The sequence below is a fragment of the Rhodococcus sp. C26F genome, assembly GCF_053345925.1.
Map to the genome: position 1 here is coordinate 25,256 of NZ_JBKFBA010000026.1, position 23,052 is coordinate 48,307.

At 69.4% G+C, this 23,052-nt stretch carries 20 protein-coding genes and 1 pseudogene; 7 read left to right on the forward strand and 14 right to left on the reverse strand.

Annotated elements, in window-relative coordinates; genetic code table 11:
- Window positions 1-9: 9 nt before the first annotated feature.
- From mnhG to ACLBYD_RS21510, 12 genes and pseudogenes are all read right to left on the reverse strand, one after another.
- Window positions 10-339, reverse strand: coding sequence for a monovalent cation/H(+) antiporter subunit G (mnhG, locus tag ACLBYD_RS21455; protein ID WP_447818017.1), 330 nt, complete (start codon window positions 337-339; stop codon window positions 10-12).
- Complete coding sequence (locus ACLBYD_RS21460) at window positions 336-596, reverse strand: monovalent cation/H+ antiporter complex subunit F (RefSeq protein WP_213933932.1); 261 nt, start codon at window positions 594-596, stop codon at window positions 336-338. Before ACLBYD_RS21460 ends, mnhG begins: the two co-directional genes overlap by 4 nt.
- The gene (locus tag ACLBYD_RS21465) at window positions 593-1,141 is read right to left on the reverse strand and encodes a Na+/H+ antiporter subunit E (protein ID WP_447818018.1); all 549 of its coding nucleotides are present in this window, start codon (window positions 1,139-1,141) and stop codon (window positions 593-595) included. Before ACLBYD_RS21465 ends, ACLBYD_RS21460 begins: the two co-directional genes overlap by 4 nt.
- Window positions 1,141-2,730, reverse strand: a complete 1,590-nt coding sequence (locus ACLBYD_RS21470; RefSeq protein WP_447818019.1) for a Na+/H+ antiporter subunit D — start codon at window positions 2,728-2,730, stop codon at window positions 1,141-1,143. The genes ACLBYD_RS21465 and ACLBYD_RS21470 overlap by 1 nt, the downstream gene beginning before the upstream one ends.
- Window positions 2,731-2,975: 245 nt before the next feature.
- Window positions 2,976-3,518, reverse strand: a pseudogene (locus ACLBYD_RS21475) (Na(+)/H(+) antiporter subunit C); the annotation flags it as partial.
- Complete coding sequence (locus tag ACLBYD_RS21480) at window positions 3,515-6,352, reverse strand: Na+/H+ antiporter subunit A (RefSeq protein WP_447818020.1); 2,838 nt, start codon at window positions 6,350-6,352, stop codon at window positions 3,515-3,517. The gene ACLBYD_RS21480 and the pseudogene ACLBYD_RS21475, both read right to left, overlap by 4 nt.
- Window positions 6,353-6,553: 201 nt before the next feature.
- A complete protein-coding gene (locus tag ACLBYD_RS21485) occupies window positions 6,554-7,747 on the reverse strand; it encodes a hypothetical protein (RefSeq protein WP_447818022.1) in 1,194 nt (397 codons plus the stop codon).
- Window position 7,748: 1 nt separating this feature from the next.
- Window positions 7,749-9,965, reverse strand: coding sequence for an AAA family ATPase (locus ACLBYD_RS21490; RefSeq protein WP_447818023.1), 2,217 nt, complete (start codon window positions 9,963-9,965; stop codon window positions 7,749-7,751).
- Window positions 9,966-10,011: 46 nt separating this feature from the next.
- The gene (locus tag ACLBYD_RS21495; protein WP_060650589.1) at window positions 10,012-10,929 is read right to left on the reverse strand and encodes a CDP-alcohol phosphatidyltransferase family protein; all 918 of its coding nucleotides are present in this window, start codon (window positions 10,927-10,929) and stop codon (window positions 10,012-10,014) included.
- Window positions 10,926-11,648 carry a phosphatidylserine decarboxylase gene (locus ACLBYD_RS21500; RefSeq protein ID WP_024101805.1) on the reverse strand — a complete coding sequence of 241 codons (723 nt, stop codon included), beginning with the start codon at window positions 11,646-11,648 and terminating at the stop codon, window positions 10,926-10,928. Before ACLBYD_RS21500 ends, ACLBYD_RS21495 begins: the two co-directional genes overlap by 4 nt.
- 115 nt (window positions 11,649-11,763) lie before the next feature.
- Complete coding sequence (locus ACLBYD_RS21505) at window positions 11,764-12,228, reverse strand: SRPBCC family protein (protein WP_085469694.1); 465 nt, start codon at window positions 12,226-12,228, stop codon at window positions 11,764-11,766.
- Window positions 12,229-12,338: 110 nt separating this feature from the next.
- The gene (locus tag ACLBYD_RS21510; RefSeq protein WP_447818025.1) at window positions 12,339-15,833 is read right to left on the reverse strand and encodes a TM0106 family RecB-like putative nuclease; all 3,495 of its coding nucleotides are present in this window, start codon (window positions 15,831-15,833) and stop codon (window positions 12,339-12,341) included.
- A gap of 172 nt (window positions 15,834-16,005) precedes the next feature.
- Here ACLBYD_RS21510 and ACLBYD_RS21515 point away from each other — a divergent pair, with 172 nt between their 5' ends.
- From ACLBYD_RS21515 to ACLBYD_RS21525, 3 genes are read left to right on the forward strand one after another with little or no spacing between them, the layout of a single operon-like run.
- The gene (locus tag ACLBYD_RS21515; protein WP_447818026.1) at window positions 16,006-16,509 is read left to right on the forward strand and encodes a pyridoxamine 5'-phosphate oxidase family protein; all 504 of its coding nucleotides are present in this window, start codon (window positions 16,006-16,008) and stop codon (window positions 16,507-16,509) included.
- Window positions 16,510-16,563: 54 nt separating this feature from the next.
- A complete protein-coding gene (locus tag ACLBYD_RS21520) occupies window positions 16,564-16,950 on the forward strand; it encodes an SDR family NAD(P)-dependent oxidoreductase (protein WP_447818027.1) in 387 nt (128 codons plus the stop codon).
- Window positions 16,919-17,365 carry an SDR family NAD(P)-dependent oxidoreductase gene (locus ACLBYD_RS21525; protein ID WP_447818028.1) on the forward strand — a complete coding sequence of 149 codons (447 nt, stop codon included), beginning with the start codon at window positions 16,919-16,921 and terminating at the stop codon, window positions 17,363-17,365. The genes ACLBYD_RS21520 and ACLBYD_RS21525 overlap by 32 nt, the downstream gene beginning before the upstream one ends.
- On the opposite strand, the gene ACLBYD_RS21530 is transcribed toward ACLBYD_RS21525, so the two are convergent.
- Window positions 17,307-17,900: a DUF1707 SHOCT-like domain-containing protein gene (locus tag ACLBYD_RS21530; RefSeq protein WP_447818029.1), complete on the reverse strand. Its 594-nt coding sequence runs from the start codon at window positions 17,898-17,900 to the stop codon at window positions 17,307-17,309. The two genes, ACLBYD_RS21525 and ACLBYD_RS21530, sit on opposite strands and share 59 nt — an antisense overlap.
- 108 nt (window positions 17,901-18,008) lie before the next feature.
- Here ACLBYD_RS21530 and ACLBYD_RS21535 point away from each other — a divergent pair, with 108 nt between their 5' ends.
- Complete coding sequence (locus ACLBYD_RS21535; protein ID WP_447818030.1) at window positions 18,009-18,557, forward strand: PadR family transcriptional regulator; 549 nt, start codon at window positions 18,009-18,011, stop codon at window positions 18,555-18,557.
- Here the strand turns inward: ACLBYD_RS21535 and ACLBYD_RS21540 are convergent.
- Window positions 18,532-19,782: an NAD(P)/FAD-dependent oxidoreductase gene (locus tag ACLBYD_RS21540; protein ID WP_447818031.1), complete on the reverse strand. Its 1,251-nt coding sequence runs from the start codon at window positions 19,780-19,782 to the stop codon at window positions 18,532-18,534. The genes ACLBYD_RS21535 and ACLBYD_RS21540 overlap by 26 nt on opposite strands.
- A gap of 122 nt (window positions 19,783-19,904) precedes the next feature.
- On the opposite strand from ACLBYD_RS21540, the gene htpG reads away from it, so the two are divergent.
- The 3 genes from htpG to ACLBYD_RS21555 form a co-directional block, all read left to right on the forward strand.
- Window positions 19,905-21,830, forward strand: coding sequence for a molecular chaperone HtpG (gene htpG / locus ACLBYD_RS21545; RefSeq protein WP_192378513.1), 1,926 nt, complete (start codon window positions 19,905-19,907; stop codon window positions 21,828-21,830).
- A gap of 44 nt (window positions 21,831-21,874) precedes the next feature.
- Entirely contained in the window at window positions 21,875-22,651 is a 777-nt protein-coding gene (locus tag ACLBYD_RS21550; RefSeq protein WP_447818032.1) for an HAD-IIA family hydrolase, read from the forward strand.
- A gap of 141 nt (window positions 22,652-22,792) precedes the next feature.
- The coding region (locus tag ACLBYD_RS21555; protein ID WP_447818033.1) for a DUF6764 family protein at window positions 22,793-23,052 on the forward strand (260 nt) is incomplete at its 3' end.

Genomic DNA, 23,052 nt, shown 5'->3' on the forward strand with positions numbered 1-23,052 from the left:
CGTCACCTGTCACGCACCGCCGGGAGCGTCCTCGTCGAGCAGGCCGTCGCGACCGAGTTGCTCCCGGTAGGCGACGCGTCCGACGCGATGGGCGATCACGGGCGCGGTGAGGACCATGAACATGCCCGACAGCGCCATCATCCAGATGTCGATCGAGCTGCGCAGGATGATCATGGCCCCACCCAGCACGAACAGAAGACCCACCACCTGGGGTTTCGTGGCGGGGTGCATACGCGAGAGGGTGTCGCGGAAACGGACCACTCCGATCGCGGCGGTCAGCGAGATCACTGCCCCGATGAGGATCAGGAGGTGGGCGAAGGTATCGAGGATCGTCGTCACTGTTCGTCACGCACCCGGAATCGAGCCACGGACACCGAGCCGATGAAGCCGACGAGGGACAGCGCCACAGTGGCCGGTAGGACCGTGGTATCACGCGTGTACACCGCCCAGATCGCGATGCCACAGATGCCGAGCGCGAGCAGGGCGTCGACGCCGACGAGTCGGTCGAGGGAGTTGGGGCCCGCGATCACGCGGTAGGTGATCAGGACCGCGGAGACGAACAGCAGTGCCCCCGCGATCGCCAGTGTCACGGTCACGTCAGTTCCTCCGTTCCGCTGCGCCAGGGGCTGGCCTGCCATTCCGACTCGCGTTCGAACGTCTGGATGAGAAGACGCTCGATGAGGCGGGCGGAACGGTAGAAGTCGGCCACGGCCTTGTCGGTACTCACGTCGAGGACGTGCACGTACATGATCCGCCGCACCTGGTCGATCTCGAGCACCATGGTGCCCGGGATGTTGTTCATGATGTCCGTCCACAGTGTCAGCACCAGGTCGGACTTGATGGTGAGCCGGCAGCGCAGCACGCCGGTGACCGGCGGCGGGGACGGCCGGATCGCGAGCCATGCCACGTTCGTCGTGGAACGGATCGTCTCGAGGAAGATCACCCCTCCGAGCCGCACCGCGGACCAGACGTGCACGCGGCCTTCGACGGGTACGCGCGGCAGCGGCAGCACGAACATGACGACGAGCGAGACGATCATGCCGCCGAGAATGTTGGCGATGCTGAAGGTGCCCCATAGCAGGACCCAGACCAGCGTCGTCCATCCCACGACGAACATGCGCAGGACGTTGGCGCGTTTCATCATTCCTGCTCACCCCCCAGCACGGCCTCGATGTACACCGTGCGGTCGAGCAGGTTCTCGGCGGCACGGTTACTGATATCGAGCAGTGGGCCGGCGAAGACGGTCAACGACACACCGATCCCCACGAGCCAGATCGTGGGGACGAGCATCGCGGCCGGCATCCGGCCGACGTCCGGGCGTTCCTCGAAGGAGATGTCGGTGGCGGATTCGTCGATCAGCGCCGAGGGGCCGATGTCGGCGAGGTCGCCCTCGGGAGCGTCGGCGCGTGCCCGCCAGAACGCCTTCGTCCAGATACGCGCGACGACGTACAGCGTCAGGAGGCTGGTCAGGACACCACCGGCGACGAGGACCCAGGCGAGGACCGAACCGTCCTCCGCGCCGGCCTGCAGCAGGGCGACCTTCCCGATGAACCCGGAGAACGGCGGGATACCGCCCAGGTTGAGCGCCGGGATGAGGAACAGGACCGCCAGCAGCGGGGACATGAGCGCGAGGCTGCCGAGGCGTCGCAGCGACGCCGAACCGGCCTGGCGTTCGATGAGACCCACCACGAGGAACAGGGTGGTCTGCACGAGGATATGGTGGCCGACGTAGTAGACGGCGCCCGCGAGGCCGGTCTGCGACGACAGGGCGACGCCGAAGATCATGTAGCCGATGTGGCTGACGAGCGTGAACGACAGCAGACGCTTGATGTCGTTCTGCGCGATCGCACCGAGGATGCCGACGATCATCGTGAGCAGACCGGCGACGAGCAGGACGTCGTCGAGTTCGCCGCCCGGGAACAGCAGGGTGTGCGCCCGGATGATCGCGTACACACCGACCTTGGTCAGCAACCCGGCGAAGACGGCGGTGACCGGTGCGGGTGCGGTGGGGTAGGAGTCGGGCAGCCACGACGACAACGGGAAGACCGCGGCCTTGATGCCGAAGGCCACGAGCAGCACACCGAAGATCGCGGCCCGGGTGCCCGGAGAGATCTCGTCCATCCGCAGTGCCATCTGGGCGAGGTTCAAAGTGCCCGTGGCGGCGTAGGCGAAGGCGATGCCCACGAGGAAGACCAGCGAGGACACCATCGAGACCATGACGTACGAGACGCCCGCGCGGACGCGGTCGGCGCTCGCACCCAGGGTCAGCAGGACGAACGAGGCGGCGAGGAGCACCTCGAAGCCGACGAAGAGGTTGAACAGGTCGCCCGCGAGGAAGGCGATGTTGACGCCCGCGGTGAGCGCGAGATAGGTCGGCAGGAAGATCGAGACGGGCTGCTGCTCGTTGCCGTCGTGGATACCCTGGCCGACCGCGTACAGCATCACCGACAGCAGCACGATCGCCGAGACGACCAGCATCAACGCCGACAATCGGTCGACGACCAGCGAGATGCCGATCGGCGCCTCCCACCCACCGATCTGCAGTACCGCGATGCCGTCGGCGTCGGCGTAGTACAGCAGCGCCACGCACACGACGAGCGAGGCGACCAGCGCGAAGACGGTGATCCACCGCTGGACGCGCGGACGGCGACCGACGATCAGGGTCGCGGCTGCGGCGAGCAAAGGGATGAGGACGGGGAGGGGAACGAGGTTCGCGACGCTCAGGTTCATCGGCGATCCTCCTTCCCGTTCTTCTCGTCGTCTCCGGTCCGCTCGCCCTCGGCAGGGTCGGGGGCCTCGGGGTCGGGATCGTCCGCACGGACGGCCTCGTCGACCTCATCGGCACGGACGGCCTCGTCGACCTCATCGGCACGGACGGCTTCGTCGACCTCACCGGCATGCACGGCTTCGTCGGCGTCCTCGGCTACGTCGGCACTACCGGGCTCGTCCGTCCCGCCCTGGTTCTGCGTGTAGGCCGAGTCGGTCGGGTCGTCGAAGTCGCCGTCGTGCAGATCCTCGTACGCCTCGATGTCCTCGATGTTCTTGAGCTGATCGAGCGGGATCGGGTTGCCCGCGGCGTCGAAGGCGTCGCCGCTCTTGCTCGGGATACCGGTGAGCGGGTCGTCGGAGCGGTCTCGTGACGGCAGGTCGGCGAGACTGCGTCGCTGCGACACGAGGGTGTCCTCGGGGTCGTTCTCGATCTCGTCCCGTGCGCGGTAGGTGTAGGAGCGGTAGGTCAGTGCCAGCACGAACGCCGCCACACCCATCGTGATGACGATCGCGGTGAGGATCATCGCCTGCGCGAGGGGATCGGCCATGTCCGGCTCGACGTCGCTCTCCACACCGACGATGGGTGCATGACCTGCGGGACCGCCGAGGGTGAGCAGTAGCAGGTTGATGCCGTTGCCGGCCAGCAGCAGGCCCAGCAGCATCTTGATGATGCTGCGTTCGAGCAGCAGGTACACACCGGCCGCGACGAGCACACCGACGACGGCGAGGAGCGTGATGTTCGCGGTCATCGGCGCTCACCCACGGTCTCGGCGTCGAGGCGAGCACCGAGGCTGCGCAGCACGTCCAGGATCAGGCCGACGACGATGAGGTACACACCGAGGTCGAAGAACAGTGCGGTCACGAGCTTGATGTCGCCGAGCAGAGGCAGCGTGAGCTCGAGGGTCGCCGACGACAGCGCCGGGGCGCCGAGGAACATCGACACCAGTGCGGTGCCCGCGGCGAAGGTGAGTCCGATGCCGAGGATCTTGCCGGCGTCGATGGGAACCGCCTCTCCGAGCTCGTAGCGTCCGCCGGCCAGGTACCTCAACACCAGCGCGAGACCGGCGACGAGACCGCCCGCGAAACCGCCACCGGGCGCGTTGTGCCCGGAGAAGAAGAAGTACACCGACAGGATCATCATGGTGGGGAAGACCAGTCGCGTGGTGACCTCGAGGACCAGCGATCGGTAGCGCGGATCGATGAGATCGCCGCCGAGCAGCCAGGTCGTCTCGTTGCTGGCGGAGACCGCGTCGAGCTGCGCCGCAGGTGCGTCCGCCACACGCGGGGCGGTGCCGAAGCGGCGGGTGCGGAAGACCAGGCTGGCCACGCCGGTCGCGGCGACCAGCAGCACCGAGATCTCGCCCAGCGTGTCCCAGGCGCGGATGTCGACGAGCAGGACGTTGACGATGTTCTTGCCGTCACCGCCGTAGTAGGCGGCGTCGGGCAGCAGCAGCGAGATCGGATCGGTGGTGCGTGCCGCGACGGCGTAGGCGCCGATCCCGGCGACCACCGCGCCCACGGCGATGCCGAGCATCGCGCGGGCGAACTTGCTGCCCATCACCGCGGCCGGGTCGGTCTCGGCGGGCAGCTTGCGCAGGACCAGCACGAACATCACGAGGGTGACGGTCTCGACGAGGAACTGGGTGAGCGCGAGGTCGGGAGCTCCCTGGAGGGCGAACAGCACACCGAGCCCGTAACCCGTCACGCCCACGACCAGCACACCGCCGAGGCGATTGCGCAGGGCCGTCGCGGTGATCGCGGCGGCCATCATGATCAGCCCCACCCCGAGCTGCCAGATCGAGTCCCACGCGCGCGTCGACGGCATCGTGCTCAGACCGAAGAAGAACATCAGCACCGTCGGGAGCGCAACCAGGGTGATGAGGATGGTCGCCTGGGTCAGGGGGAGCGAACCGCGCTGCAGGAAGGCGGTCAGGCGCAGGGACAGGGTGTCCATGCCCTGGAGGGTCGCGTCGTACATCCGGTCGGCGTTACCGAGCGGGGGATGCTCGAAGCGCAGGCGCGCGATGGTGCGGTGCGCGAGGAACAGGGCCGTGCCGCCCACGATCACCACGCCGGTCAGAGCGAGCGGCAGGGTGAATCCGTGCCACAACGCCAGGTGGTAGGGCTTGCTGAGTTCGGTGGGCAGCTCGTCGGCGTAGGGGGCGATCAGATGGTCGATCCACGAGCTCGCGAAGCCCGCGGCGAGACCGGCGAACGCGAGGACGCTCGGGGCGGTGAGCAGCAGCGGGCCGGGCGCGTGCAGGTTCTGCACCGCGGGGCTCGGACGTTTGAGCTGCTTACGACCGAAGGCGCCCCAGATGAACCGGATGCTGTAGGCGAGGGTGAGGATCGAGCCCACCACGATGCCCGCAGTCATGGCTATCCGCGCCCATTCGGGGAGCACCTCGGCCACCAGCGACGACTCGAGCGCGGCTTCCTTCGCGACGAAACCGATGAACGGCGGCAGACCGGCCATGCTCGCCGCCGCAAGTATCGCGATCACCATCAGGTAGGGGGCGGCAGAGCCGAGATGCGCGAGTTTGCGGATGTCGCGGGTGCCGGTGGAGTGGTCGATGATGCCGACCACCATGAACAGGCATGCCTTGAACAGGGCGTGGGCGATCACCATCGCCAGGCCCGCCAGGGCCGCTTCCCGGCTGCCCGTGCCCACCAGCGCAGTGAGAAAGCCGAGCTGGCTGACGGTGCCGAAGGCCAGGATGAGCTTGAGGTCGAAGGCGCGGAACGCTCGCCAGCCGGCGAGGATCATCGACGCGAGACCGAGACCGATGACGATCGGCCGCCACGCGGCGCTGTCCGCGAAGCCGGGTGCGAGCCGGGCCACGAGGTAGATGCCGGCTTTGACCATCGCCGCGGCGTGGAGATATCCGGACACCGGGGTGGGGGCGGCCATCGCGCCGGGCAGCCAGAAGTGCAGCGGGACCACGGCGGACTTCGACAGTGCGCCGACGAGCACGAGCACCACGGCGACGCCGGCGAGCCATCCGTGAGGTGCCGCCGCGACGACGTCGGACAGGTTGTAGCTGCCGACCATCTCGCCGAGGATGATGATGCCGACCAGCATCGCCAGACCACCGGCCGTGGTGACGAGCAGGGCCTGGGTGGCGGCACGGCGACTCGAGGCGCGTTCGGCGTAATGCCCGACGAGCAGGAACGACAGGACGGTCGTCAGTTCCCAGAAGATGTAGAGCAGCAACATGTTGTCGCTGACCACCAGACCGAACATGGCGCCCGCGAAGGCGACCATCTCGGCGGCGAACACGCCCAGGCGGGGCTCGTCGTCCTCGAAATAGCGCGAGCAGTAGAGCAGGATCAACGAGCCGATGCCCAGGACGAGCACGCACATGATCGCCGCGAGCGTGTCGAAGCGCAGATCGAAATTCATCGACAGCGTCGAGGCCCACGCGATCTGCAGTTTCTGATCGGTTCCCCAGTTGGTGACGACCCAGCCGAGACTCGCGAGGGGCACCACCGCGAGCGGCAGGAATGCATTTCTCCCCATGACTCGGACCAGAAGCGGCGCCAGAAGGGCAGCGACCGCATGGGCAACGAGTATGGCGATCAAAAGGCACTCCGTCGGGGTCGGGCCTGTCGGCGGGGTGAAACTGACTGCGGGCCGTGGGACTCGCTGTCGTCACAGCGGACGGCACACCGCCGAAACGGGGATCGCCCCGACATGCACGCCGCTCGCCGTCATCGGGCAAAACGGATTGTGCCCATCCTAACGGTTGTCTTCGCACGCTTGCGAATCGGGGAGGTGAGAGCGCTAGCGCACCTGCCACGCACAGATCACGGCCGCGGCGAACAGTGCGAGCGCCGACCACTGCGCATCCGCCGGAAGCATCCACACCGCCCCGACGACGGCCGTCGCCGGCACCGGCAGTGCCAGGCCGAGAGCCGCGACGGACGCCGAGCCCGGCAACGATGCCCCGAGTGCGAGACCGGTGCCCAGCGCGACGAGCGCGACCCGCACCGCGAGGGGAATGCCCTCGCCGATCTCCGCCGGCCACCACACCGTCGCCGCCGAGATCGACGCGGCGAGCACCAACCCGGGCAGCGCGTACGGCATGTAGGGGGAGAGCCGCACCCCGGCGACCACGGCGGCCCCCGCGACGAGCAGCACCCACCACGGCACGGTCGCCGACTGCATACCCGACCACAACTCGACGAGGACGGGGTACGCCGCGGCCACGGCTCCGGTGACAGCGAGGACGAACCGGTCGTCGCCGGGCGGGACGAGGCGCGCGACGATCTCGGCGCCGACGACCGCCACCGCGAGCGCCCCACCGGCGACCAGCCACAGGAGCACACCCGTGTCGCTCGCGCGGGAACCCACGAATCCACCCAGCAGCCGGTAGCCCACCGAGAGCACCACCGCGGCGGTCACCATGATCGCGAGCAACCGCGGATCGGCCCGCTGCACGCGCATCCCGGCAGGCACCGTCAGCGCGGCGGCGACCGTTGCCACGAGTGCGAAGGCCAGCGCCCACTGGGGAACCGTCCAGCGCATGGCCTCCACGGGGACCTCGGAACCGACGGCCGCGGCGGTGAGGAAGGCCGCCCAGCCACCGGCGATCAGGGCCCACTGACCGGTCGCCGAACCCCACGAGCCCGCGGTCGCCGCCCCGAGCAGCACACCGGTGATCGCGGCGATCATCCATCCGACGACCGTCAGGCTGTCGGCCGAGATACCGGCGGGAACGAGATAGCGGATCGACCCGAGGACCACGATCGAGGCGGCGGCCAGCATCCAGGCGGTACGTCGGGAGCCGGTCCGCTGCAGCCCGGCCGCCGAGAGAACGGCGAGCGCGGCGGTGACCACGGGCGCCCATTCGCTGCGCGCACCCTCAGGAAGGACGGATTCGCCCGCGGCCGGGACGAGGATCGCGACCCCGGCGGCGAGGAAGGCCGCGAGGACGGCTGCCGGTCCGGCGACGCGGACCGCGGTGGTCACGGCCATCTCAACGGCCCTCCGCATAGGCCTGCAGATGAGCGACCTGCGCGGGATCGAGCGAGGGTCGCACTTTCTCCCGGGCCACCGCGACGTCCTCCGCGGTGACCACGGCGGCGTCGACGTTGCGCCGCATCGCCGCGAGCGCGGCCTCGCGCAGCAGCGCCGAGCAGTCCGCGGCCGAGTAGCCGTCGAGTCCGGCGGCCAGGTCGTCGAGGTCGACGTCGTCGTCGAGCGGTACCGATCGGCCCGCGGTCTTCAGGATCGCGGCCCGGGCCTCGGCGTCCGGCGGCGGCACGAACACGAGACGTTCGAGCCGGCCGGGACGCAGCAGAGCCGGGTCGATGAGGTCGGGCCGGTTCGTCGCTCCCACCACCACGACGTCGCGCAGCGGCTCGACACCGTCGAGTTCGGTGAGCAGCGACGCGACGACCCGGTCGGACACCCCGGAATCGGAGCTCTGCCCGCGGCGCGGTGCGAGCGCATCGATCTCGTCGAGGAACACCAACGCCGGTGCCGAGTTGCGGGCACGCTCGAACAACTCGCGCACCGCCTTCTCCGACGCACCGACCCACTTGTCCATCAGTTCGGCGCCCTTGACGGCGTGGACGCTCAGACGCCCCGTGCCGGCGAGAGCGCGGACGAGATAGGTCTTGCCGCAACCGGGCGGGCCGTACAGCAGCACACCGCGCGGCGGGTCGACGCCGAGACGCTCGAACGAATCGGGATGCTGCAGCGGCCACAGGACGGCTTCGGTCAGGGCCTGCTTCGTCTCGACCATGTCGCCGACGTCGTCGAGGCTCACGCTGCCGATCGCCAACTCCTCGGAGCCCGACCGCGACAGCGGACGGATCACCTCGAGCGCGCCGAGCAGGTCGTCCTGGACGAGCGAGGGTTCGTCGTCGTCGCGGTTCGCCCGCGACGCCGCGCGCAGTGCCGCCTCGCGACACAGCGCCGCGAGGTCGGCGACGACGAAACCGGGGGTGCGACCCGCGACGGCGGCGAGGTCGAGACCGGTGGACGGCACCGAGCGCAGCAGCACGTCGAGCAGGGCCCGCCGGGTCGCGCCGTCGGGCAGCGGCAGGGACAGTTCGCGGTCGCAGATCTCCGGGGCGCGCAGCCGGGAGTCGACGTCGTCGGGATGCGCGGTGGTCGCGATCAGCACCGCGCCCTCGGTGTCGACGACCCGTCGCAGCTCGTCGAGGATCAATGTCGCGACGGGTTCGGTGTCGGCGGGGAGCACGGCATCGACGTCGGTGAGCAGCAGGACACCCCCGCCGCGCACCGCTTCGGCCGCAGCGGAGATCCGGCGCAGTCGCTCGTCGGCGGCGAGTGCACCCACGCCCGGCCCGTCGACCTCGACCAGACGCCGGTCGGCGACCACCGAGCGCACGAAGGTCGCCTTACCGACGCCCGCGGGGCCGGTGACGAGCACCCCGAGATGCGGCGACGCGCCGAGGGTGCGCAGCAGTTCGGGTTCGTCGAGCGAGAGGGTGAGCCATTCGGAGAGCTTCGCGACCTGGGCCTGCACACCCACGAGATCCTCGATCGGCGGTGCCGGAGGCGTGGCGGGGGCCGATTCGGGCCGGGCGGTCACGGGGGAGGAGGCGACGAACCCCGACGAGACGAATCCGGAGGCGGACGGCACGGAGAACGGCAGGGCACCCGGGCCACCACCCCAGACGACGGCGGTGTTCGGCTGCACGCTCACCGGCCCGGCCGGATCGACCGACGAGACGGTGAGCAGTTCGGTGGTCCACGCGATCGCGAAGGTCCGCGACAGCGCCCGCGTCGTCTCGGCGTTGCTCGTGCCCGGTCCGAGATCGCGAGGGAGCAGCGACACCGCGTCGCCGACGGTGAGGACCTTCCCGAGCAGCGCCTGACGCAGGGTGGTCTCCGGGATCGACTGCCGCGCGAGGGTGGACCCGGTGACCGTCACCGTGCGCGCGCCGTAGACCGTCACGGGCGCGACGACGACCGTCGCGTCCTCCTTCAGGCCCGTGTTCGACAGCACCACGTCGTCGAGCAGGATCGTGCCGGTCGGGGTGCCGGCCGGGGCGAGACCCGCCACGACCGCCGTGCGACGCGCTCCCACGAGTGCGATCGCGTCCCATTCCCGCAGGCCCAGCGCGGCCAGCGCCTCGGGGTGCAGACGCACGACACCGCGCCGCGAGTCGGCGGCGGAGGTGTTGAGCCGGACGGTGAGTGAGAGTTGTGGGGTCGTCACCCCGCCGAGCCTAGAACGTGACTAGCGTCCTCGCGGGTCGTGCATGTCATCGTCCTCGCGGACGGCGCAGCCCGAGTCGCGCCTGAGATCTCGCCGACGTGGCGACACGCCGGGCGGCGACACGACGCGGACGCTGCGCGCGGTTGCGGGCACGCAGTGCGCGTCGCTCCGAGGGCTTGATGTCCCAGGTCTCGGGCCGGGCCGCGACCCAGCGCCGCGAACGCACCGCGAAGGGGATGTGCGCGAGGTAGACCGCGACCAGCACGAGCATGAGGATGAACGGATAGGTGACCAGCGCGGCCGCCGCCACCGCGACCAGCACGAGCAGCACCACGGCGAGTCGCGCGGGCACGGACGCCGACTTCATCGCGAAGGTCGGGATGCGGCTGATCGCGAGCCCGGCCGTCCCGAGGATCCACACCGCGACCAGCCCGTAGGCGGTCCACCAGCCGTCGCCCCACTGGATGTGGGCGGCGACGGGTGCGAGCGCGATGAGGGCGGCCGCCGGTGCGGGCACACCGACGAAGTACTCACGTGCGTAGGCGGGGACGCTGTCGTCCTCGAGCAGGGTGTTGAAGCGCGCGAGTCGCAGCACGAGGCTCACCGCGTAGAGCAGGGCGACGATCCAGCCGAAGGGGCTGCCGTCGAGCAACGTCACGTAGAGCACGAGCGCCGGGGCGACACCGAACGCGACGGCGTCCGACAGCGAGTCGAGTTCGGCGCCGATCTTGCTGGTCGCGTCGAGCATGCGGGCGATGCGGCCGTCGAGCGAGTCGAGGACGGCCGCGGCGCCGATCATGCCGAGCGCGGTGCCGAGTTGTCCGTCGAGCGCGAACTTCACCGCCGACAGTCCGGCGGAGAACGCCAGGATCGTGATGACGCTCGGCAGCAGGCGGACGACGTTGGGCCGATTGCGGGACCGCCCGGTCGCGACCGCACGCGAACCCTGCGTGTGCGGACTCACGACACCGTGGGCAGCTGAGCGAGGACGGTCTCGGCACCGATGGTGCGCTGGCCGCGTTCGACCAGCAGGGTGCTCCCGACCGGCAGGTAGGTGTCGACCCGGGATCCGAAGCGGATCAGGCCGTAGGTGTCGCCGATCGGCAGGGTGTCGCCGATCTGCGCGTCGTTGACGATGCGCCGTGCCAGCAGCCCGGCGATCTGGACGACGGCGACCTCGGCGCCGTCGCGCGTCTCGATCAGCATGCTGGTGCGCTCGTTGACCTCGCTCGCGTCGGCGAGATCGGCGGAGAGGAACTTGCCCGGGGTGTGGACCACCGAGCGGACGGTGCCGCCGACGGGGCTGCGCTGCACGTGCACGTCGAGGACGGACAGGAAGATGCTGACCCGGGGGCGCTCCTCGCTGCCGAGCCCGAGTTCGGCGGGCGGCACGGCGTGGTCGACGAGAGCGATCTCACCGTCGGCGGGAGCGACGACCACCCCGGCACGGTTCGGCGGCACGCGGTGCGGGTGCCGGAAGAAGGTGGCGCACGCCAGTGCCGATGCGAGACCGGCGCGGCGCAGCCAGGGCTTGCGGCGGCCGAGGGTGGCCACGGCGAGCGGAGCTGCGACGAAGGGGATGCCGCCCGGATGCATGGGCGGTACGACATGCCTGACCAGGTCGACCATGTGGGCTACCCCGCTGGTGGGGGGTGTTCCGGCGGGCGTCGGCTTACGTGCCACGGGCTCCTCTTATCGCTGGCGATCGGTGATCCGGACCGCAGTGGACCCGCCCGTCGCGCGGGCGGGTCCTGTCGGTCCACAGGCACTCCAGCGTACGTGAGCGGAGGAGGGAAGGTCAGACCCGCGCGCCCGCCTCGATCTCGTTCTTGAGACGGGCGAGAGTCGCGTTCATCCCCATCGTCAGTTCGTCGTCGAACGCCTCGGTGCCGCCGAGGACATACTTGACCAGGGTCTGCGAGACCTTGCTGGTCCCGGTGGGCGCCTCGCGCCGCTGGGTGACCCGCGTGCCGGTGGCGGTGGGTTCGAGGGTGAACGACCAGATGGACCGGTTCTCGTTGATCCGGAAGCTCAGGCGACGGCCGGGTTCGAAATCGATCACCTTCGACGTCGTGGGCCACACCAGCAGGCCCTTCTTGTTGATGTTGATCGTGGTGGTACCGGCCGACACCGGCCCGCCGCGCACGATCATCCGACGGCACTGTGGGCTCCACTCGCCCATCCGCTTCAGATCGGACACCACGCGCCACACCTGCTCGGGGGAGGCGGTGATCTCGATCGTGGCCTCGAGGGTCTTCGACACGTGTACTCCTGTGCTCGGGGGACCGGGTCTTCTCGGGGGACCGGGTCCCGTGTATCTGATACCTGAGGTAACAGGATCGCCGTCGATCCTAACGGACGATGTGAGTGCGGTCACGTCGCGGTCGGGTCGGCTCCGGTCAACCGCATGAACGCCCCGAGTTCGATCAGGCCGTCCGGGGTCGACGGGAGGTGATCGGTCAGGGTGCCGGACCGGACGATCACCGCAGACCACTTGCCGCGTGAGAGAGCCACGTTCGACCGGTTGCGGGACAACAGGAACGACATGCCCCGCGGCACGTCCTCGACGGCGGAGGCCGTCATCGACACGAACACCATCGCCGCCTGGCGGCCCTGGAACTTGTCGACGGTGCCCACCTGGACCCGGTGCAGACCCGCGGCGGCGAGATCCTGCCGTAGGCGGGTGACCTGAGCGTTGTACGGTGCGACCACCAGGACGTCCTCCTCGCCGAGGGGTCGCGGCGGGGAGCCGGCGTCGGCCGTCCACGCCGAGCCGAGCACGGCTGCGACGGCGCGCACGATCTCGGCGCTCTCCTCGGGTGAGCAGGTCGCGTTGCCCTCGTGCGCGACCTCCACGAGCCGGACGCCGGGCGGGACGCCGTCGAGCGCGCGGCGCGTGGTGATCTCGGACTTCGACCGCAGTCGTCCCTCGTAGGACAGCTCGGACACCCGCGCGCACAGATCCGGGTGCATCCGCCAGGTCACCGGAAGGAAGTAGCCGCGATCGGTGGGCAACGCACCGTGCCCTTCGGCGAGCCATCCGAGGGCGGACTCGTCGACCGGCTCGGGGTGGGTGCCCTGCGAGACCTGCGGCAGTTGGCGGGGATCGCCGAGCAGCAGCAGATTCGACGCCGCCGTGGCCACGGCGATGGTGTTGGCGAGACAGAACTGACCGGCCTCGTCGACCACCAGCAGGTCGAGGCTGCCGGGCTCGATGCAGTTCGGATTCGTGAAGTCCCAGGCCGTTCCGCCCACCACATAGCCGGTGGTGGATGTACCGATATGCGCCGCAAGGGACTTCGCGTCAGGGAAGGCGGTCCACGTCGGATCGGGGCTCTGGCATTTCGCCTTGGCGACCCGTTCCGGCGACACTCCCGCGGCGACGATGCCGGCCAGCATGTTCTCGACCACCGAATGCGACTGCGCGACCACGCCGACGCGCCGGCCGTGCTCGTTCACGAGCGCCGCCACCACCCGGGCCCCGGTGTACGTCTTTCCGGTGCCGGGCGGGCCCTGCACCGCCAGGTACGAATTCTCCAGGGTGAGAACGGCCGTGACGATCGTGCCGGCCGCGTCGTCGCCGAGCGGCGGCAGCGCGGCACCGGAGCGCAGGCGGGGAGGGATGCGGCGCAGCACGTCCACCGCCGCGGTCGACGGCAGAGCCGGCAACTCGCTGCACATCGCCTCGGCGGCGGAGGCGATCGCCGCTTCGATGTTCTTCGACGAGATCGGCGCGCCGGGAGTGACGGCCACCGGCAGCACGGAGTACTCCTCGTCCGTCCGCAGCGACTCGTCCACGACGAGCACGTCGGGATGGTCCGTCCCCGTGGTGCGTTCGACGACCACGCCGCGCGACCACGCGCGCGTCCCGGTGCCGCCGTCGGGCAGTCCGTCCGGTCCCGGAGCGTCGTACAACAGGAAGACGTCCTGGCCGGCGCGCAACGTGCTGCCCGGCTCGAACTCGCCCGCGAGGCGCAGCCGACGCCGGAGCAGTCGCCGGCGGGGCGTGGCCTTGTGCCAGTCGGTCTCGAGTGTGCACGTCGCTGCGACCAGCGTGTCTCGGGCGTCCGCCCACTCGTCGGGAGTCGTGGCCAGACGATCGAAGTGTCCCCACCAGAAAGGTTTCCGCTCGCGCCGGTGGTAGCCCATGGCCGCGGCGACGAGTGCGGCCGCCTGCTGTTCCGGGATGCGGTCGCCCGCCAGTGCACCGCCGACGTATTCGAGGAGTTTCGTCTCGACGGGGTGCGCCTCCGCGTCGGGAGCGGCCTCGCCGTGGGTCGTCTCGGTGGGGGAGATGCCGTGGTCGCGGGCGTGGGTGAGCAGCCAGTCGCGCAGACGCAGGGTGGAGATGCAGTCGGCCTCGTTGTAGGAGGCGATCGACGCGAGTTCGCGTTCCGCCTCCTCGAGGTGCCCGGCGTCGCGCAGTGCGCAGTAGTCGGCGTACGCGACGATCGAGGCGCCCGCGTCGGCGACATCGCCGTCGCGTGCCTCGCTCTCCTCGGTGTAGAGCGGTTCGAGTTTCTTCAGTCCGTACGCCCGGGCACCCACCCGGATCGAGTTGCGCACCACGGGGTACAGGTCGACGAGCACACCTTCGCGCAGCAGGTCGTCGACGATCTCCTCGCCGACGCCGTAGCGCCCGGCCAGCCGCAGCAACGCCGTCTTCTCGTACGGGGCGTAGTGGTAGACGTGCATCCTCGGGTGGCGACGCCGGCGGTCGGTGACGTAGTCGAGGAAGTCCAGCAGTGCCTGCCGCTCCTGCTCGCGGTCGTGTGCCCAGAAGGGCCGGAAGGCCGGTGCGTCGGCCGGTCCCTCCACGACGCCGAACAGGTACTCGAGTCCCCACTCGGAACTGCCGCCCTCGGACCACAGTGGGTCGCCTTCGAAATCGAAGAAGATGTCGCCCTCGTCGGGCGCGGGCAGGATGCCGAGCGGGGTGGCGTCGTAGACCTCCGCATAGGGACTGCCCCGCCTCTCCTCCTCGAGCTGCGCCCGTGCCTGGGCGCGCAGGGCGTCGAAGGTGCGGCGGGCCATCCCGTCGACGGGTGCCGCGCATGCGGCGAGGTCGTCGATGGTCGACACGCCCGCTTCGATCAGCCGCAGCCGCTGGGTACTGCGCATCCCCGCGACCAGCAGCAGGTCGCGGTGACGTTCGAGTTCCGGGGTGCAGTCGTCGCAGCGACCGCAGGCGGTGTGCCCACCCGCTCCCCACCGCACCGGCCCGGGGGCAGCGCGGTGCGACGTGAGAAGGGTTTCGAGGCAGGCGCGTCGGTGCCGATAGACCGGCATGACCTCCGCGAGCGGGTAGGAGGCGATCGAGCCGTCGCCGAGGACGAGATGCGCGTGCGAGGACACCGTCGTCCCGGTGCGCGCGAGTGCGTCCGCGTAGGCGGCGAGCTGGAGCAGGGCCTCGACCTTCGCATGCCGGGAGAGTTTGCTGTCGTAGACGGCGTAGCCGTCGTCCTCGAGGACGAGGAAGTCGGAGAAGCCGATCATGCCGAGCGGATCGGGGGCGGTGTCGGAGGAGCCGGTGTCGAAGAAAGCGCCCTGATAGACGACGGGCGCGCCGGCCCGGACGGCGTCGAGGGTGGCCTGCGCCGCCTCGGTGAGCGCCTGCGCGGTGTACTCGGGCCGGGCGATCTCGACGACCTTCTCCGCACCCACCTGCGCGCGGAAGCGGTCGAGGACGCGCTGCTCGTGGCGGCCGCCGAGTGCGACGACGCGGTCGAGCATCGCATCGGGTTCGGTGTCGGGGCGCGGGAGCCGACCGAGCGCCGAGTCGAGGCTGCGGAGCAGTGCGAACTCGCACGAGGCGGCGCGGGTGAGATCTCCGGCGCCGAAGACCAGCCTGTCGTCGAGAAGAAACATCGGCAGCTCCGTCTCCGGCGTGCGGGATGCCCGGGATGGGCACGGCTGGTCCCGACTATCGCAGACCGGTCGGACCCGTCGGGCTGTTGTGTTCGCACCCGCCGGATGAGAACATCTCTCTCATGAAAGAGAATAAAATTCTTCACGAGGATTCGTGCAGGTAGGAGGCCTGATGAGTGGAAACGGCACGCTGCGCACGCGCGGCGCCGGGATCTCGATGACGAAGGAGGAGATCGATCTCTTCCTCTCGGCCGAGCGGACGTGCCGCGTCGCCACGATCGGTGGTGACGGAAGCCCGCACGTCGCTCCGTTGTGGTTCGTCTGGGACGGCGCCTTCCTGTGGCTCAACTCCCTCGTCCGCAGCCGCCGGTGGACCGACCTGCAGAAGGACCCGCGCATCGCGGTCGTCGTCGACGGTGGGGAACAGTTCACGGATCTGCGCGGCGTCGAGGTGCGCGGCACCACGGTGAGCGTCGGCGACGTGCCGCGCGGCTCCCGACCCGAGGTCGTGGCGCGCACCGTCGAGGACGAACTGCTGCGCGGCGTCGAACTGTCCTTCGCCCGCAAGTACGCCGGTCGCGACGAGTTCACGACGGACGGCCGTCACGCATGGCTGCGGGTCACTCCGCACAGCGTGCGCAGCTGGGACTTCGGGAAGATCCGCCGGTCGCGCTGATTTCGACGAACCACCGATCCCGGCGAACCACCGATCTCGACGAACGGAGCCCCCATGAACATCGCCTCGGCGCGCCACGCGCTCGTCACCGGAGGTGCGAGCGGCATCGGCCGCGGTATCGCCGACGCCCTGGCCCGCTGCGGAGTGGCCGTGACGATCGCGGACATCGACGATGCGGCAATCGAATCCACGCTCGCCGACCGGACGGGAGTCTTCCGGCTCTTCCGCGGAGCCGTCCTCGACGTACGCGACCGGGAGGGCTGGTGCAGCGTCAAGCAGGAGGCGGAGGACGCCTTCGGCCCGGTCGACATCCTCGTCAACAACGCCGGGATCGGTTTCAACGGAACCGATTTCGCCGACCTCGATCCTCAGGTCTTCGACACCGTCATCGACATCGATGTCACCGGGGGTGTTCAACGGCGTTTCGACCTTCGCGGGTGACCTGCGGGCACGCGGGCACGGGCACATCGTCAACACCGCCTCGGTCATGGGGCTGACCGCGGGTGTGCCGGGCCGCGGTGTGTACAGCGCGGCGAAGGCTGCCGTCGTCGCGATGTCCGAAGCGCTACGCGCCGAACTCGCCCCGCACGGTGTCGGGGTCTCGGTCCTGTGCCCGGGACTGGTGCGTTCGGGGCTCGACGACAGCACCGCCCGGCTCGGCGGCGAGGTCCGGCGCGTGGACCACATCAAGGGCGGGAACGCCGGCATGGCACCGGAGACGGCGGGGGAGATCGTCGTTCGCGGCATCTCGATCGACGCCCCCTACATCCTCACGCACCCGCACTATCTCGGGAACATCAGTACCAGGTACGGCTCGATCGCTCGCAGTGCGGATTCAGTCCACGCCGGTGCATGACGGCACGCCGGTGGACGACGGCCGCGCGGCGCATGTGTTCGCGGTGCAGTCGCCGGGCGTTGCGGATGTGGTCGTCGGTCCTGCGGCGGTCCGGACCGCCCTCGAGTCCGAGTGCGGTGCGTCCCGCCAGGACGAGACCCCAGGGAACGATGACCCAGATCGGCCAGAAGTAGATCAGCGAGGCCGTTCCGAGCGAGACCAGTGCCCACACCACGAGATTGATCGATCCCACGGTGGCCCATGCTCCCCACTCGATGCGCTGGTGGAGCGGCAGGCGCAGACGTGGGAACGGTTTGCCGGCCGGTGGGGACGGGGTAGGAACGGGTGTCGACGGCAGGTCGGTGAGAACGGCGCCGGCGTCGTCCTGCGTCACGGCGCGGTAGACCCGGGCCGCACGCTCGTCGAACTCGCCGATCGTCAACCGTCCGGCGGTGAGATGGCGCCCGAGCTCCTCCACGATCGTTTCGCGCTCGGCATCGGAGATGCGCAGCGGCGATGTCGCGGTACCGGGGCCGGTGGTGGATGTGTGTTCCATGGTGCCCTCCGGGATCTTCCACAATGGAATGTCACCTGATTCCAGGGTGGATATGCCACAGTGGAATGTCAAGTCTTTTCCGTACCCGAATCGAGAAAGGAACCGGCAATGACCGGACGACCGCTCAACGCCACCGCCGCGTCACTGCTCGGATTCCTCCACGAAGGCCCCAAAACGGGCTGGGACCTGGTGTCCACCGCACAGACGCGCATCGGCAAGTTCTGGTCGCTGACGACGAGCCAGGTCTACCGGGAACTGGCGGCGATGGAACGGCAGGGACTGATCGAGGCAGGGGAGAAGGGCCCGCGCGACCGCAAGCCCTACCTGCTGACCGAGGCCGGACGCACGGCCTTCGCCGAATGGATCGACCGCGAACCGGGCGACGAGAACATCCGCCATCCGCTGCTCCTGACCGTCGCCTTCGGCGATCACCTCTCGCCCGAGCGCCTCGCCTCGATGCTCGCCGACCATCGCCGCAGACACGAGGAGCAGCTCGCCGCCTACGAACAGCAGGCGGCGGCCGACATCCTCCCGCCGCACGCCGCGGCGACCCTCGACTTCGGCATCCTCTACGAACGGGCCGTCCTCGAATGGTTCGACCGCGTGCGCGACCGTCTCGAACCCGGACCGGTCAGCGCAGCGGATCGAACGACCTGAGCAACGGATCCGGCTCGCCGGTCATCGACCCGGCGAGCAGCCGTCCGGTGAGGGGACCGAGCGCCACACCCCACATCCCGTGCCCGCCGGCGACGTACACCCGCTCCGAACGGGTGCGGCCGATCAACGGGAGCCCGTCCGCCGTGCACGGCCGTGAGCCCACCCACTCCTCGCTGCGCCCGTCCCAGTCGACCTCACGCAACAGCGGACGGGTCGCGTCGACGATCGCCCGGATGCGTCGCGGGTCGAGCGGGGCGTCGGGACTGCGGAACTCCATCATTCCCGCGACCCGGAAACGGTCCTGGAGGGGTGTGCACGCCACCCGCTGGGCCGGGAAGTAGACCGGGTTCTTCGGCAGGCTCGGCGGCCGCACGCTGAAGCTGTAGCCGCGACCGGCCTGGACCTGCGTGCGCACGCCGAACGGCCGGGCGAGCGACCCGAGCCACGCTCCGTTCGCGAGTACCACCGCATCCGCCGACCGCGAGTCCCCACCGGCCACGACGACATCCACCCCGCGACCGGTGTCGCGCACCTCCTCGACGTCGACGTCGGTGACGATCTCCGCATCCCTGGCGCGGACCGCGTGCGCCAGCGCGGCGACGAACCGCGGCGGATCGATGAACCGCTGCCCCCGGATCCGGAGACCCACCTGCACCGAGTCCCCGAGCAGCGGTTCGAGCGAATGCAGCGTGTCGGTGTCGAGCAGGTCGAAGTCGATCTCGCTGCCGGCGGCACGCGCGTGCTCGAACTCCTCGACCAGCAGCCGACGGTCATCGTCCGAGGTGAACGCCGCGAGGAACGGATCGGCGACCCGCGTCGGTTCGGTGACGATCGTGTCGCCCGACCCGCGGGCGAGATCGTCGTAGGCATCGAGGGCGAGGCGGTTGGCGCGCGCGAAGACCTCCATCGACGACGTCCACTGCCGTCTCGTGCAGTGCCGGGCGAAGTCGGCGAGGAAGCGCAGCAACCGCACATCCGTCGTGGGCGGCACGTAGACGGGCGACGACGGCCGGAACATCGAGCGCAAGCCGTAACGCAGCACCCCCGGCTCGGGTAGCGGCAGGGTCAGTGCCGGCGCGAGCCATCCGGCGTTGCCCCACGAGGCGTCACCCGCCACGCCGACCCGATCGAGCACCGTGACCTCGATGCCTCGATCCTGCAGAAACCACGCGGTGGACAGACCCACGATGCCCGCACCGACGACCACCGTCCGACGAACCGTCATCGCAACCTCCTGTGAACGACGAAGCCTGCACCTCCATCATGGACCCGGAAGCGCGAACGGGCCGGACTCGCGGACGGCTTACTATTTCCGGGGAAGTTCTGCTTGTGGAAAGGGAACCCGGAATGAGTACGAACGTCGAACAGCGTGAATTCCAGGCCGAGACGCGGCAGTTGCTGGATCTGATGATCCACTCGATCTACTCGAACAAGGACACCTTCCTGCGCGAGTTGATCTCCAACGCGTCGGACGCCCTGGACAAGCTCCGGCTGGAGTCTTTCCGAAACAAGGATCTCGACGTCGACACCTCCGACCTGCACGTCGAGCTCGAGGTGGACAAGGATGCGCGCACCCTGACCGTGCGCGACAACGGCATCGGCATGAACCGCGACGAGGTCGTCGATCTCATCGGCACCCTCGCGAAGTCCGGCACGGGCGAACTCCGGCAGAAGCTGCGCGAAGCCAAGGACGCCGCCGCTTCCGAGGAGTTGATCGGCCAGTTCGGTATCGGCTTCTACTCGTCGTTCATGGTCGCCGACAAGGTCACGCTCGTCACCCGCAAGGCCGGGGAGAAGACCGGTACGCGCTGGGAGTCCAGCGGCGAATCCACCTACACGATCGCCGAGGTCGACGACGCGCCCCAGGGCACCTCGGTGATCCTGCATCTCAAGCCCGAGGATGCCGAGGACCACCTGTTCGACTACACCTCGCAGTGGAAGCTCGAGGAGATCGTCAAGAAGTACTCGGATTTCATCGCGTGGCCGATCCGCATGGAGGTCTCGCGCACCACGAAGTCGGAGGACGGCACCGACGAGGTGACCTTCGAGACCAAGACCCTCAACTCGCAGAAGGCGTTGTGGGCGCGCTCGAAGGACGAAGTCTCCGAGGACGAGTACAAGGACTTCTACAAGCACATCGCCCATGCCTGGGACGAGCCGCTCGAGATCATCCCGCTCAAGGCCGAGGGCACCTTCGAATACCAGGCGCTGCTGTTCATCCCGGAGCACGCGCCCTTCGACCTGTTCGCCCGCGAACGGCGCACCGGCGTGCAGCTGTACGTCAAGCGCGTGTTCATCATGGACGACTGCGAGGATCTCGTCCCCGAGTACCTGCGTTTCGTCAAGGGTGTGGTCGACGCACAGGACCTGTCGCTCAACGTCTCTCGTGAGATCCTGCAGCAGGACCGGCAGATCCGGGCCATCCGCCGCCGCCTGACGAAGAAGGTCCTCGCGACCGTCAAGGACATGGCCGCGAAGGAACCCGAGAAGTACACGAAGTTCTGGCGCGAGTTCGGCCGGGTCGTCAAGGAAGGTTTGATCTCCGACACCGACAACCGCGACACGCTGCTGGCGATCTCGTCGTTCGACTCGACGGCGAGCGAGGAGGAGCAGACCACGCTCGCCGGCTACGTCGAGCGCATGAAGGACGGCCAGGACGCGATCTACTACCTCACCGGCGAGTCGCGGCAGCTGCTCGAGAGCTCCCCGCACATGGAGGCGTTCCGCGACAAGGGCATCGAGGTGCTGCTCCTGACCGACCCCGTCGACGAGATGTGGGTGACCTCCGTTCCGGAGTTCGAGGGCAAGCGCTTCCAGTCGATCGCCAAGGGCGACGTCGACCTCGGTACCGAGGACGAGAAGAAGGCCGCCGAAGCCGAACGCGAGGAGAAGGAGAAGGAGTTCGGCGACCTGCTGTCGTGGATGAAGGAGACCCTCGACGAGCAGGTCAAGGACGTGCGGCTCTCGTCGCGCCTGACGTCCTCCCCGGCGTGCATCGTCGGCGACACCTTCAGCATGTCGCCCGCGCTCGAGCGGATGTACAAGGCGTCGGGTCAGCCGGTGCCGCGGGTCAAGCGGATCCTCGAACTCAACCCCGGTCACCCGCTCGTGTCGGGTCTGCGCACGGCCCGGGAACAGCGTCCGGACGACGCCTCGCTCGCCGACGTCGCCGAGCTGCTCCACGGCATGGCGCTGATCGCCGAGGGTGGCGAGGTGGAGGATCCGGCGCGGTTCACCCGCCTGCTCGCCGAGCGTCTCGCCGGAAGCGTGTGAGCCGAGCCTGTCGCCGTAGGCGCGCACGCGGATAGGCTCGATGCATGACGCGTGTGGACGGGGTGTTGTTCGATATCGAGGGCGTGCTCGTCACCGAGTGGCAGCCCGTCCCGGGCGCGGCGGACGTCCTGGCACGACTGCGTGCCGACGGCGNCCGCCGCGCCTTCCTCACCAACACCACCTCCCGGACGTGCGCCGAGATCGCGCAGCGGCTCACCGATCTCGGGATGGAGGTGTCGCCGGACGAGATCGTCACCGCGGTGTCCCTCACCGTCGACCACGTCCGGCAGACCTATCCGGGTCTGCGCTGCTGGGTCCTCAACGAAGGCGACATCGCCGCCGATCTCGACGGTCTCGTGCTGGACGAGGACGATCCGGAGGTGGTCATCCTCGGTGGCGCGGGGGATGCCTTCACGCACCGGGCGATGAGTCGCGTCGCCGAACTGATGCTCGAGGACGTCCCGGTGGTCGCGATGCACCGGGCGCTCGCGTGGCAGGCCGCCGACGGGTTGCGCATCGACACCGGGGTCTACCTGGCGGGACTCGAGGAGCTCACCGGCCGGTCGGTGGTGGCGGTGGGCAAGCCGTCGCTGCGCGGCTTCCTCGTCGCGTCGGAGCGGATGGGTGTCGAACCGGATCGGATGGTGGTCGTCGGCGACGACATCGCGGGCGAGGTCGTCCCGGGGCAACGCCTCGGTATGACGGGAATCCTGGTGCGTACCGGCAAGTTTCGGCAATCCGTCCTGGACCTGGCGGTCGATCGTCCCGACCACGTCATCGACTCCGTCGCCGCTCTCCCGGGGCTCCTCGACAGTCTGTGACACGTGGTCTCGCGTGAGACGCATGTGATCGGTACCCTACCGCCGGGGCACCGGCCCCCCGTTCGCGCGGGGCGCTCGTTCCCCAGTTCGCGCAGACGCAGCCTTTCGCGAAGAGGCACTCCAGTGCAGAGGAGCCCGTTCTTGTCCATTCGTTCCTTCCGATCCGTTCTCACCGCGCGCCGTTCGTTCCGGGCCGGTGTACTCGTCGCCGTCGGTGTGGCCTCGGCTGCGCTGTTCGGTGGGGGTACCGCCGCAGCGGCGCCGGTGACCTGTGTGTCGCCTCCTTCTGCCAACGACATCCTGGTGTCCGATACCGCCAGCTGCGGCGCCACCGCCGAGGACGCCTTCGCTCGCGCGTATGCGGCCGACAGCGGCACCGCGGTGTCGGTCGCCGAGTCGGC

What these genes read in the sequence shown, in the direction of transcription:
- ACLBYD_RS21465 (WP_447818018.1), bottom strand. Translation starts at nt 1,141, where the DNA reads ATGAAACGCGCCAACGTCCTGCGCATGTTCGTCGTGGGATGGACGACG.
- ACLBYD_RS21470 (WP_447818019.1), bottom strand. Translation starts at nt 2,730, where the DNA reads ATGAACCTGAGCGTCGCGAACCTCGTTCCCCTCCCCGTCCTCATCCCT.
- ACLBYD_RS21485 (WP_447818022.1), bottom strand. Translation starts at nt 7,747, where the DNA reads ATGGCCGTGACCACCGCGGTCCGCGTCGCCGGACCGGCAGCCGTCCTC.
- ACLBYD_RS21510 (WP_447818025.1), bottom strand. Translation starts at nt 15,833, where the DNA reads ATGTTTCTTCTCGACGACAGGCTGGTCTTCGGCGCCGGAGATCTCACC.
- ACLBYD_RS21515 (WP_447818026.1), top strand. Translation starts at nt 16,006, where the DNA reads ATGAGTGGAAACGGCACGCTGCGCACGCGCGGCGCCGGGATCTCGATG.
- ACLBYD_RS21520 (WP_447818027.1), top strand. Translation starts at nt 16,564, where the DNA reads ATGAACATCGCCTCGGCGCGCCACGCGCTCGTCACCGGAGGTGCGAGC.
- ACLBYD_RS21530 (WP_447818029.1), bottom strand. Translation starts at nt 17,900, where the DNA reads ATGGAACACACATCCACCACCGGCCCCGGTACCGCGACATCGCCGCTG.
- ACLBYD_RS21535 (WP_447818030.1), top strand. Translation starts at nt 18,009, where the DNA reads ATGACCGGACGACCGCTCAACGCCACCGCCGCGTCACTGCTCGGATTC.
- ACLBYD_RS21540 (WP_447818031.1), bottom strand. Translation starts at nt 19,782, where the DNA reads ATGACGGTTCGTCGGACGGTGGTCGTCGGTGCGGGCATCGTGGGTCTG.
- htpG (WP_192378513.1), top strand. Translation starts at nt 19,905, where the DNA reads ATGAGTACGAACGTCGAACAGCGTGAATTCCAGGCCGAGACGCGGCAG.